We start from the raw sequence: 13,221 nt of genomic DNA, 5'->3' as shown, positions 1-13,221 counted from the left end.
TGTAATAACTTTAAATCATTTTGTGTAATTTTATAATTTTTAACGTAAAGCTGACTGTCAGATTAACTGTATTAAAAACAACCATGCACGACCTTTTGCCTATACATCCCAGCCTAAAAGCTGATTTACCCTGCATGTTCAATATTCATTTGCTTTAACAAAAGCCGTATTTATTTGATTAAGCAACAATGTTGCAGGAGAACGCATGCAAACTACACCACCCGGTGATGCACCATCAAACACGCACAAGGATGCTCAAAGCTACGAGCAACTTCACAAGCCGAGTTCAGAGTTTAATACTCGCGACGAGTACCTCGAACATGAATTACAAATTATGCAGCCTAAGCGCTGGCGTCCTAATTTACCGTTTAGAGATTACCGATTTGAATTTGAAGACACTATACCTGCAATGGCGGGCACTATTGGTAAAGTCGTTATGGTGGGGGCTATTGCAGCAACCTTTGCGGCGCCTCTTGGATTAAGCGATGCCTTTGTTTTAGAAAATGTGCGCTACGAATTACTCATTGTTTCTATTTTTATCATCTTATTCTCAGGCTTTATTTTACCTACAGCCAACTTGGCTGGTACTCACGGCCCGCTTATTCCGTTAATTCCTATTGTTGTTGCTGCTGGCGGCCATCCTATGGCGTTTGGCTTACTCATTGGTGCCTTTGGTTTTATTTTAGCCATAACCAAGGGAGGAAGTATGCTCGCGCGCCTAACCAGTAAAGGTGTATGTGGCGGGCTACTTATTTATTTAGGCTTTATTGGTACTATTTCGCAAGTTAAAAAGCTGTTTGCTTGGGCTGAAGCCATTGATATGGCACACATTGCGTTTATTGTTATTTTAGCCACCATTTTACTATATGCACTGTTAGAGCACTTTAAAAAACGTTGGTTAGCCGTGCCGTTAAGCTGCCTTATTGGTGGCGTGGTTGCCTTTGCCTTAGGTGCACCGTTTGAGTTTCATACTGCACCGGGTTTACCAAATATGAACCCAGCTTACTGGTGGGGCGAAAACACGGGTTGGATGCTAGGTTTACCAACACTTGAAAGCTTTGTTGTTGTACTACCATTTGCAGTGCTCGCCGTTGCTATGTGGTCTCCTGATTTTTTAGGCCATCAAGTATTTCAAAAAATAAGCTATCCGCAACGCACTGAAAAAGTACAAATGAATATAGACGACACCATGCTAAGTGCATCGGTTAGACAAACATTCGGCTCACTTGCCGGTGGTGCTAACTTTGCCTCCTCTTGGGGTACTTATATTGTGCCTGCCGCTATTGCTAAACGCCCTATCCCTGCTGGCGCTATTTTAACTGCATTATTTTGTATTATTGCTGGTTTATGGGGTTACCCTATGGATTTAGCAATTTGGCAGCCTGTATTGTGTGTAGCGCTTATTGTTGGGGTGTTTATCCCGCTACTTGAAGCTGGCATGGAAATGACGCGCGAAGGTAAAACGACGCAATCAGCCGCTATTGTGGTGTTTGCTTCGACCTTGGTTAATCCTGCTTTTGGTTGGTCACTTACTATGTTACTTGATAACTTAGGGCTGATTGGCTGTAAAGAGCGCAGCGCTGAGCTAACTAAAATGAGCCGCTGGGTGATTCCACTTATCATGTTTGTGCTACTTACCACTGTAATGGCAATTGTAGGTATGTTACCCGGTATACCTGCGTTAATGGCTGACTTTAGGCATTAAGCCTTAGCTACCACATCTCATATTTACCCACAAAAAAGCACGGCAATTGCCGTGCTTTTTAATACGTGATTCTTAATACGTGATTCTTAATTACAGGTTAAGAAATTACTGCCAAGAACGCTCAGTAGCTAGTTGTTTTTCAAACGCATCAATTTGTGGGTTTAGTGTTTCGGTTACACCAATAAAGTCTAAACCACTTAACAAACGTTCTTTTACCTCTTTACTAATATCAAAACTAATTGGTGCAAACTTACTGCTTGTTAGTGTTTGATTTTCAAGATCGATTTCAATGTTAATATCGTCGTGCTGCTCGCTAAGTACAAACAATTGCTCAAGCGTGTCGGCAGGTAACGCTATGGCTAACATTTGGTTGTTACCACAGTTATTAAAGAAAATATCTGCAAAGCTTTCAGCTAAAATAACTTCAAAGCCATATTGCTTCAGCGCCCATGGCGCGTGCTCACGAGATGAGCCACAACCAAAGTTGTCGCGCGTTAATAATATTTGCGCGCCTTGGTAGCATGGGCGGTTTAAAATAAAGTCAGGGTTTGGCTCGTCGTTATCTAGGTAACGCCAATCATAAAACAATGCCGCATCAAAGCCTTCGCGGCTAGTTGATGTTAAAAACTGCTTAGGGATAATTTGGTCAGTATCTACATTGTTTTTATCAAGTGGGGCCATTAAGCCACTAAAAAATACGCTCATTAGGCTTCTCCTCTAATATCAACAAAGTGACCATGTATTGCAGCAGCTGCGGCCATTGCAGGGCTAACTAAATGGGTACGCCCGCCACGACCTTGGCGACCTTCAAAATTACGGTTAGAAGTAGATGCACAACGCTTGCCTGCTCCTAGGCGGTCATCGTTCATCGCTAAACACATAGAACAACCCGGTTCGCGCCATTCAAAGCCAGCGGCTTTAAAAATATCGGCTAAGCCTTCGTCTTCGGCTTGTTTTTTAACTAAGCCAGAGCCCGGTACAATTAACGCTTCAATGCCGGCTACCACATGTTTGCCTTCAACAATTTTTGCAGCTGCGCGTAAATCTTCAATGCGGCTATTTGTACATGAGCCAATAAATACCGTGTCTACTTTCGCGCTTGATAATTTATCGCCCGCTTTTAAATCCATGTATTTAAGTGCGCTGCGAATAGCATCGGCTTTAATTAAATCTGGTTCTTGATCTGGATCGGGTATGCACTCATCAACACCAATTACTTGCTCTGGGCTTGTGCCCCAGGTAATTTGCGGTTGAATGTCGTCAGCATTTAGCTCAACAACTAAATCAAAGTGTGCGCCTTCATCTGTTTTTAATGTTTCCCAATATTCAACGGCTGCATCAAAATCTGCGCCTTTAGGTGCAAACGGACGACCTTTTAAGTAATCATAAGTAATTTGGTCAGATGCAATTAAACCCGCTTTTGCACCCATTTCTATGCTCATATTACATAGCGTCATACGGGCTTCCATTGAAAGCGCTTCAATGCCTTCACCACAAAACTCTGCTACATAACCTGTGCCACCAGCGGTACCTAACTTGCCAATTACCGCCATAATTAAATCTTTAGCCGTAACCGTTGGACGCAATACACCGTTAATTTGAATTTTTAACGATTTCGCCTTTTTTTGCTGTAGCGTTTGCGTTGCTAATACGTGCTCAACCTCAGACGTACCAATACCATGCGCTAATGCGCCAAACGCACCATGCGTAGAGGTATGGCTATCGCCACATACAATGGTTGTGCCAGGCAAAGTAATACCTTGCTCTGGGCCCATTACGTGCACAATACCTTGATTAATTGAGTTTAAATCGTAAAGCACAATACCAAACTCTTTACAGTTTTTATCAAGCGCCATTAATTGGTTTTTAGATACTTCGCTTGCGGCATCAAGTGATCGGCTTTTAGTCGATACGTTATGATCCATCGTTGCAAAGGTTTTTTCTGGGCAACGTACAGTACGGTTTTTTTCACGTAGACCTGCAAAAGCCTGCGGAGAAGTAACTTCATGCACTAAATGGCGGTCAATATAAAGTAAGTCGGTTTGCTCGTTTATGCTGGCAACGGTATGTGATTGCCAAATTTTTTCGTATAACGTTTGGGCCACTTGCTAATTCCCTAATCTGTTTGAGTTGCAGCATAACGGTGCTGCAACTTTAATATGTTATTAAATGCGTGAAACGATGGCTGCTGCCACATCGCTTGTGCTGTAACCTGCATTTGGATATATATCTGGTGTGCCAACGCCTGCTTCTACGGCTTCTGCTACAGCTTTTTCAATGGTGCGTGCAGCTTCGTCTTGCCCTAGCGAGTAACGTAGCATTAATGCGGCACTTAAAATTTGTGCTATTGGGTTTGCAACGCCTTTACCTGCAATATCTGGTGCTGAACCGCCTGCTGGCTCGTACAATCCAAAACCCGATTGATTCAAGCTTGCCGATGGTAATAAGCCCATTGAACCTGTGATCATGGCGCACTCATCTGACAAAATATCGCCAAATAAGTTATCGCAAAGTAATACATCAAATTGGCTAGGCTGCTTAACTAACTGCATAGCGGCGTTATCTACGTAAATGTAATCTAAGCTTACTTCTGGGTAGTCTTTGCTTACTTCGGTTACTACTTCGCGCCATAATACGCTTGATGCTAATACATTGGCTTTATCAACAGAGGTAACATGGTTACTACGTAGTTTTGCAGCTTCAAAAGCAAAGCGTGCAATACGTTCAATTTCTTTTCGTGAATATGTTTGCGTATCAAATGCAAACTCTTCTGCGCCTTCACCACTGCGGCCTTTTTCACCAAAGTAAATGCCGCCAGTTAGTTCGCGCACACATAAAATATCAAAACCTTTTTCACTAATATCAGCGCGAAGTGGCGATGCTGCACTTAATGCAGGTAATAACTGTGCAGGGCGTAAATTACAAAACAAACCAAAGTGCTTACGAAGAGGCAATAACGATGCGCGCTCAGGCTGCTCGTTTGGTGGTAAGTTTTCCCATTTAGGACCGCCTACCGAACCAAATAAAATAGCGTCTGAGTTTTCACACGCAGTAAGCGTGCTCTCTGGTAATGCTTTACCAAATTCGTCAATGGCTGCGCCGCCAATTGCATAATGCTCGCGGTTTAGGGTAAAACCAAACTTATTGCTCACAGCATCAAGTACTTGCTCTGCTGCTGCCATTACTTCTGGACCAATACCGTCGCCAGCTAATACCGCAACGCTGTAGTTTGTTTTACTCATCCTGCTTTCCTTTGTTGTTTTAAATCAGACACTTTTTGTGCACGATAAATTAAGTTATAAACACGGATCATGGCGCGTACCGACGCTTCAACCACATCCGCTGCAATGCCCGCACCGTGGTAAGGTCGGCCATCGTATTTAGCTATAATATTTACTTGGCCTAATGAGCTTGCACCTTGGCCTGTCGCTTCTAAGTTATATTCAATCATTTCAACGCTCATACCGGTTAAGCGCTCAATAGCTGCAAACGAAGCTTCAACTGGGCCATTACCTGTCGCGGCTTCTTGTTTAGCTTCGCCATCAATGCGCATTCCAATAGTAGAGCTTGCTACCGATTGTGAGTTAGAGGCTGAGTTAACAAATTCTAATTGGTATTTTTCGTCTTTGTCGTTAATTTGATTAAAGTAAATCATCGCCTCAAGGTCGTAATCGTATACGGTGCCTTTTTGGTCAGCCAACTCAATAAAGCTTTTATATAAGCCATCCATATCGTAATCAGATTTTTGATAGCCTAACTCTTCTAAGCGATGCTCAATAACATGACGACCCGAACGCGAAGTCATATTTAATTGGTTGCTTGGCACACCCACGCTTTCTGGCGACATAATCTCATAAGTATTTTGCGCTTTTAATACACCGTCTTGGTGAATGCCAGAGCTGTGTGCAAAGGCGTTTTCGCCAACAATCGCTTTATTTGGCTGTACTGGCATATTACAAATTTTAGCCACTTGGCGAGATGCGCGGTAAATTTCTTCACTTTTAATATCGGTATATACTTTTAAGTGGTCGTGGCGCATTTTCATGATCATCGCCACTTCTTCAAGCGAGCAGTTACCAGCACGCTCACCAATGCCATTAATAGTACACTCAATTTGACGTGCGCCGGCTTGCACTGCAGCTACTGAGTTTGCTACTGCTAGGCCTAAATCGTTATGGCAATGCACACTTAAGCGCGCTTTATCAATATTTGGCACGTTATTCATTAAATGACGGATCATCGCAGCGTATTCGTCTGGCGTTACAAAACCAACGGTATCTGGCAAGTTAATCGTTGAAGCTCCGGCGTTAATTGCCTGCTCAACAATTTTACATAAATCCCAATGCGGCGTACGACCGGCATCTTCACACGAAAACTCAACATCATCAGTATAGTTACGTGCCAATTTAATTGATTTAACAGCCATTGCCGTTGCATCGTCTAAGCTCATACGTAATTTATGTTCAAGGTGCAAAGGGCTTGTAGCAATAAAAGTATGAATACGGCTTTGTTGTGCTGTGCGAAGTGCTTCGCCACAGGCTTCAATGTCTTTAGCAACTGAGCGCGCTAAACCACAAATAATCGGGCCTTTTACTTCGGTTGCAATACGCTGTACCGAGCGAAAATCAGCAGGGCTCGAAACCGGAAAACCCACTTCCATCACATCCACATTCAAGCGGCTAATTGTATGTGCTAATTGAATTTTATCATCTTCAGTAAGGCTTGCTTTAAGCGCCTGTTCGCCATCACGTAAGGTGGTATCAAAAATCCATACTTTATCTTGCTCTTGCATAACTGCCCCTCATTCCTATGTTACCCAAATTTCAATTAATCCCAGCCGCGAGATAAAAAAAACCCCGCAATTGCGGGGTTTTTAGTGTTCAACTCGATGCAAACACACTAATCCCCGCTTACTTGCCATAGCAGTAAGAGGTTAAGTTTTAGTGTAATTAAACGAATAATATGCATCTTGTTTTCTTGTGTGTGTGTTCAGTGAAGCCTATTTTTAACATTACAAAGCGACGGAAGCAAGCATAAAAATTCCACAAAACACCTTTAAAACACAACCATAAAGAAAATAAAAACCAATAAACCTCAAATAACAAGATTAAAAATACCAAACACGCTTCTTGTCACCATAATCAAATCGGCTTTAAAGTGATCCCCGATTAGATAAGTTTTATTATTTTTATCTGGGCTTATAAAGTAATCCCATGTTTAATAATTAAAAAGCCCATCTTAATGAGCTTCATTTACTTTTAGCCAAAAAATTAGTTGTATAAGTCAGCTACAAAGCAATTTACAACAATATCGAGCTATCAGCCTTGCTAATAAAATTAGCAACTTATTTTAATCACTTTTAAAAGCACTCAGAGGCCTAACTTTAGTATTTTTGGCATCTTCAACAAACCACTGCTTCACCTCTTCTTCCGTTAACCCTTTTTGCAATAGTCGCTGATATGTATTCTTTTGTGATGGAGTTGCCTGCTCACCATTTAATTTAGCGGCGAGCTCTTTTAAATCTGCCTCGGGTAGCGTTTTACTCCAAGGTAAATCTTCCCTTGTTGGATTAGGTAACGGTAATTTTAGCTGCAAACCATTATTACTTGTTTTATCTGTAATTGAGCCAATATCATTAAAGTTAAAACCAGAATTGCCAGCAGAGTTAAAGTTAGCAACACCCAACTCCATTGTATATTGCCTGTCTTCTTTGTCAGTAAACATATCACTAAATTGGCTTGTAAATATGTCTCCAAAAGGCCTTAAACCTTTAATAGAAACTCGCTTTGGCGATTCATAATTTAAGCTAAAATTAGCGGCAAAAACAAAAACCTGTTCTTCACCGGCAAATGCTTTAGCATCTTGCCAATTGAGAAGCGCCCTACCTTGCATGCCTTTTTCGTTATTTGAGCCCGCTTTATTGAGTAAATCTACAAATTCTCGGTACTCCCTAAATTTAGCACCGGTTGAATCATTAAATTGATAGTTATCATCTTCCCATCTATTTAACACTTGGTTATAACCTTTACTTGCATTACGGGTCGCTTTGCCTAAATAATAAAGTTTTGACTTGTAAGTAGGCCCCTCATCATTAATGCCTATTGTTTGCTGAAGTTTTAATTCGCATGGCACGCTGCGCCAATTTAAACCAATTAGTTTTTTTGTATAGTTTTCTGACTCTAACTCAGTGCAGGTCGCGATCACCATTAGGTCAACCTGGGTACTCCAGTCAAATTCATCAAAAATGATGTCATCACCATGCTGACGTACTTTAAAGCCTAAATTTTGTGCTGCGCTAAATTCACTACTAAATAAACGTATAGCTGTCCCTTGCCTTTCCATCCTGCTCGTCATTAAGTAAGGTTTGCCTTCACCACCAAAGCGCACCAAAATTCGAATGCTTTTATTTCCTGCAAACAGCTCAGGACGAACAAAACTAGAACTTTTACTCGTTAAAAAATCTTTTATTAGTAATGACTCTTCATTACCACCATCGCGATCTGTGTTTAAATCCACATGATAATCAGTAGCTACATATTTGTTTTTTACACCTAAACCATTGATTAGATTTAAATAACCTGAATCAAACATCATTTCATCGCTATTGTTTTTACGCTCCCCCATTAGTGGCAAGACAACCTTACTGCTACTACCTACTTGTGCACCAATGTAATAACGCATGTCTACAAAGTTATTACATTGGTAATACTCATAAGCGGTATCGTACATAAAAGGTAAAAAGTTATTGTCGTGCACCATAGGCTTAGTACCTAAATACGTTTTTGGCCCTAACTGAAAAAACGGTGTAAATACACAACCAAACTTTCCGGCAAAGTGCTTTTCACTCTCTAATAGCTCAGACTCAACAAGCGGCCTTACGAGCTCTTTATAAGCAAGTTCGTTATTTACGCCATCACAGCGCGTTACTTTAAACGTAATAGGTGCAATACCGGTCATCGTGTCGTTAAACACAACCAACACACGAATGGGTGTAAAAGGGGATAGTCGCTTTGTTTTATTCGATACAATAGGCAACCATTCCTTGGAGGCTTGGTCTTGATAATATATGGCACTGTGATGATAACTTGCCTCACCATATTCAGAAAATACCGGCTCAAAGGTGTTTGCAAAACTTTCGAGGTATTTATTGCCTTCTTTTTCTTGCGTAGCAAATGTGTGAATGGGGAAGTAATTTTGAAATTCAGCCGTAATATAATTATGCTCACGCGCGAGAGTTGGCACCGTCATCATATAAAAGCCATACGGATTAAATTGCGATTGCAAATAAAGCGTGTTTTCAGGATCTGTAACTGCGGCTTTACGTGCAGCTTTATCTAGCAAGCTGTAGTTGTCACTAAAGCCGTAAAGTGCTTTTTTATCACCGCTTTTTTTTTGCTTTTGATTGGTAATGCTATCAATTAAAAACACCCAAAAGGTATCCATCCTAATTGATGCACCAGGTAAATTAGGCAGTGCCCAGCTATCACCTAATAAAAAGTTTTCTATGTATTCTTTTACTTTATAGCGCTCTAAGTTTGAATAATACTGGCTTTTATCACCTTCACGCTGAGCCCTTAGTAGTAATCCCATAAGGCCCGATATTGCCTCTGAACGTAGTCTAAACTGGGCAGCCCATTGTGTGCTTTGCTGCGCTTTTCCGTCTTTATTATATTCACTTAATAGCTCATGCATCATACCTTGATTAGCTGCACACTCTTGGCCTAGGCGTTTATCTCGCTGAATTTCTGCATAATAATGTTTACAGGCGTTATCGAGGAGTACTTCATCCATTAAATTCGCAGCTGACGTGGCGATAGCGCCGCCCGCTTTTATAACAGCTACAGCCGCAGCAATGGGAGCTGTTGCCGGAATAAATGCCATAACACCCAAAGCAATGTTAATCATTTGCCACGCCATAGCGTCGCCTGTTTCATCTACTTTTATATCATTGGCTACGGTTAAATTACGAAAACGCTCTAAACTGTCCATACCTTCACGAGATGGGCAAACATTTATTTGGCTAATAGCATATGCGGCAATGTGTACACGGCGGTTTTGTGCTCGGCTTGCCTCATCTTTATTATTTATAAGTGGTTGAGCATAACCCAGCCCTAGTACTTCAATACGCGCCTCATCAATGCCTGCTTGGGTCACTAAAATGTGCTTAACAGCCTCTGCTCGTCGCTCAGATAATGCTATATTATAATCGTAATTACCTATATCGCAGGTGTGGCCTGCCACGGTCACTTTAAGGCTCTCATTTTGCTTAAGCGCTTTTATAACAGCCTCGCTTTGCTGCAAAATGGTATTGCGGTAATCATCGGTTACTTGCTCGCTATTAAGCGAAAACGTCCCTTCAATTACGACATCTTTTACAATTTCTTTAGCACTTAAATGCTCAAAGTAATCCTGGGCAACGGTTTTATAATGCTGTTTAGCTTGCGCTAGATTAGGGATGTTTGTACCAATTTGTTGTACTGTCGTTTGCCCAAGAGCAGCAATGTTAGTAGCTAAGTCAGCTATATTGAGCGCATTGCCTGTTGCATCCATTGCCGATTTAGGAATGCCAATACGTCCAGCTATACTGCTATTATACTGTGCCATTTGTTCTGGTGTAGAAGTAGGTAAGCGCCAAAGGTTTTTTGCGAGTGCATCTTTCCAGTTATCAGTTGTTAAAGCTGCGCGAGCTTCACGTAGTTTTTTCCAAGCATCCTGCCCATCTTGCATAGCAAACACGGCATCTAGCGTTGCTTGAATGGTTTTATCTTCTGTTTCATTTAAATGAGTATGTATTGCTTTAGCAATTTTACTCCCTAAAACAAACTTACCATTAGTGGTAAAATTACCATTACTGGCGCTAGCGGTTATATCGGTATTTATTAATCCTGCAGCTAATTGTGCGCGACCTTTAGCCACTCCCCAGCCATGGCAAAAGCTCTCAAATCCGCTGGCTATTTTTATTGGTTCATCACTAACTTTAGCGCGGCCAATTTCTTTACCGTTTTCATCTTTAACACTAATATTTTTAGGATCATACGTGGCATGCTCGGTTTTTAAATCTTTTGCATAACTTATTAAGTGGCTATAAAAGCGAGGAAATTGCTTTATTATTGCCTCTTCAACCGAAAGCGGGTCGCAATTAATTACATCAAACTCACCTGCCTCATTTTTTATATCGAAGCGGATCATTTCGGCAAGTTCGTAGTAGTAATATGTGCCATCAAATTGAAGAGATTTAATACACCAGCGCTTAAATTGTCCTTTAAGTAGCTCTTCTTCAAGCCTTACTTTAATTCGATATAAACCTTTAGAGAGCTTCTTATTTGTACCCGATATTACCGCTAAGTTAGTTTCAGTAGTGAAAGTTGCAAATATGTCCTCACCCACAGGTGGAGACAAGACAATCTCCTCATCAGAAGTAAGTAGTGGAATGTCTGGACTAATACTCAATATTATTGCCCGTGTTTTAGCCAACACATACGCTTGAATAGTTTGTACGTTTTTTTGAGTTATTTCTTTTGCGTACCACTTATTGTAAGTATCGTCTTCGCTATTTTCTGTAGGCTGTTTTAAATTGGTAACTGGGACTGTTTGTAACTCTAATAACAGCGTATTTGAGCTACTATAATTTTTTAAGTTATCAACAAACTCTTTAGCCCATCCACTTGGGTTATTATTGGCAATGAGGCCAATGGACTCCATTGGCGGAATAATAATAGGCCGTTGATTATTATTAGCCGTGTAGGCATGAAACGGCTGACGTACTTCTAATGAGTCACTATTTATTGTCGATAAAATACCAGCACTATTTGTTTTTAATACAATAGGCTTTTTTGCATCATATGTGGCTAACTTAGGCTGTTCAGCCACCACGATTCGGTTTGCTACTGGGGTTAACTTACCAACAGGTTTATTGTTTTCAACATAACCAGTTAATAAGTAAACTAATGGGCTTGCAGATCCTTTGCTTAATTCATGCATTGTTAACGCCTCACATCTTGAACTGCTAAGTTAGTAATTGCTACAGGGACTAAAGTTCTCATGCCCCAGATTCCTTTTTCTTTAACTAACTCTTCAGTTTGCACACCTGTTAGTATGTTTTTTGTTCTGATGACACGCTCAGAAAGATAAAACCCATTTTCATCACGTTCTTGCGAGTGCTTTATTCTATACTCTAATTGATAATCTTCCTCTGGAGAGAAAATTATCCCGCCGCCAGTTCCTTCTTCCGAATTTTCTATTTCAGGATTAGCAATATTCACCCAGTGAAAGTGCGCTTTTGGTCTAGCGTGGGTCATAAAGGCTAAATACTTGCCGTCTGGTGAAATACGGTGGTTTTTCATTTCCCACGCTCTCGGAAAACCAAAGTTCACTTTACGCACTACTTCACCATTAAACTTATGCATCCAAAAGCCATCGTGCTTTACAGCTAAAAACTCTTTATCACCTGGGAGTAAAAAAGCAGCGCCACTGTGGTGAATTTGCGGCCGAGAGGTTAGTTCCCCTGTTGGTACATTGTAGTTAAAGTTTTTACCATCTGAGTAAAAAATGACGTTTTCACTGTCTGAGGTCCAGTTAAACCAAGGGTAGCCGCCCCCGCCTGACATGGTGATTAGCTTTTTCTCTTTAGTATCGTAAAGCTGACGAGTCGCTCGGTCATTTATATAGCCCGAAATAGCGATATAACGGTTATCTGGTGAGCGAGCGGGTGCATGTATACTAATAGATTCAAGCTTTTGAAATACCTCTTCTGGAATGATACGGCGCCTGTCTGAGCCATCGAGTTTTGATGACCACAGCGTACGTACTTCACTGTATTTATATTTATTCCAGAACATTAACCGCGGGGTTGAAAATGTATCTGCATCGCCATACACCTCTTCGCGTATTTCTAGTGGCCACTCTGGATGGTTTTTGTGCTCTTTAGCCCATGGGTATTTAGCAACATCAACCTCTACTTGTGGTGAACTTTGCGATGAGGGCTCTGAGCAACCGCTTAGCAATAAGCTAAAACAAACGCTGAGGGCGCAAAGCACGCTGTAATTTTTTAAAAACGTCATTAAAACTATCCTTTTACTACATGCACTTATTACGAAGTAATATAAATAAGTGCACTCATTAAAACTTGTATTATTAAAGCAAAGTACTAGTACTTACTCTTCTACTATTTCTGCCATTAAAACAGTTTCTGGCGTTTGCTTGTAAAGCTCACTGAATGGGACATTGTCGAAAATATAATAAGCTGGCTGGCCATCATTTGGGTCTTGCATTAAATCAAAGTTGCCACTTTGAGGGATATTAGTAAATTTTATTTTTACCCATGTAGAATCAAGCTTTACACTGGCTATAGACTGTACCTGTTGCCAACTATGTTGTTTATTTATAAGTATAAGCTGCTCTTTGTCATACTTTGGCGTATTTGGGTCAACCTGATACATAAACACAAAAGCGGGCTTAACCATAATTAACGGGTTTATGTTATTTACTACCATTGCCATACTGTGCGGGGCACTCAT

The 13,221-nt window shown here is 40.9% G+C and carries 8 protein-coding genes; 1 reads left to right on the top strand and 7 read right to left on the bottom strand.

Annotated features, from left to right (window positions below):
- The first annotated feature begins 205 nt into the window (after positions 1-205).
- The gene (locus tag I6F43_RS14350; RefSeq protein ID WP_007582201.1) at positions 206-1,705 is read left to right on the top strand and encodes a DUF3360 family protein; all 1,500 of its coding nucleotides are present in this window, start codon (positions 206-208) and stop codon (positions 1,703-1,705) included.
- Between the two features lie 105 nt (positions 1,706-1,810).
- Here I6F43_RS14350 and leuD read toward each other — a convergent pair whose 3' ends face one another.
- From leuD to I6F43_RS14315, 7 genes are all read right to left on the bottom strand, one after another.
- Complete coding sequence (leuD, locus tag I6F43_RS14345) at positions 1,811-2,410, bottom strand: 3-isopropylmalate dehydratase small subunit (protein WP_010555450.1); 600 nt, start codon at positions 2,408-2,410, stop codon at positions 1,811-1,813.
- Positions 2,410-3,810 (bottom strand): 3-isopropylmalate dehydratase large subunit, encoded by a 1,401-nt coding sequence (gene leuC, locus I6F43_RS14340; RefSeq protein ID WP_121954607.1) that lies wholly within the window; start codon positions 3,808-3,810, stop codon positions 2,410-2,412. The genes leuD and leuC overlap by 1 nt, the downstream gene beginning before the upstream one ends.
- Before the next feature lie 60 nt (positions 3,811-3,870).
- Positions 3,871-4,947, bottom strand: a complete 1,077-nt coding sequence (gene leuB, locus I6F43_RS14335) for a 3-isopropylmalate dehydrogenase (protein ID WP_007582207.1) — start codon at positions 4,945-4,947, stop codon at positions 3,871-3,873.
- The gene (gene leuA / locus I6F43_RS14330) at positions 4,944-6,497 is read right to left on the bottom strand and encodes a 2-isopropylmalate synthase (RefSeq protein ID WP_008171909.1); all 1,554 of its coding nucleotides are present in this window, start codon (positions 6,495-6,497) and stop codon (positions 4,944-4,946) included. Before leuA ends, leuB begins: the two co-directional genes overlap by 4 nt.
- Positions 6,498-7,054: 557 nt before the next feature.
- A complete protein-coding gene (locus I6F43_RS14325; RefSeq protein WP_197102845.1) occupies positions 7,055-11,686 on the bottom strand; it encodes an OmpA family protein in 4,632 nt (1,543 codons plus the stop codon).
- Between the two features lie 2 nt (positions 11,687-11,688).
- The gene (locus I6F43_RS14320) at positions 11,689-12,765 is read right to left on the bottom strand and encodes a PD40 domain-containing protein (RefSeq protein ID WP_197102843.1); all 1,077 of its coding nucleotides are present in this window, start codon (positions 12,763-12,765) and stop codon (positions 11,689-11,691) included.
- A 93-nt stretch (positions 12,766-12,858) separates the two neighbouring features.
- Positions 12,859-13,221, bottom strand: a complete 363-nt coding sequence (locus tag I6F43_RS14315; protein ID WP_197102841.1) for a hypothetical protein — start codon at positions 13,219-13,221, stop codon at positions 12,859-12,861.

It is taken from the genome of Pseudoalteromonas sp. NZS71_1, from assembly GCF_015864305.1.
Classification (GTDB): domain Bacteria; phylum Pseudomonadota; class Gammaproteobacteria; order Enterobacterales; family Alteromonadaceae; genus Pseudoalteromonas; species Pseudoalteromonas arctica.
The sequence above is the reverse complement of the archived record's forward strand: the minus strand, read 5'-3'. Positions and strand labels throughout refer to the sequence as shown.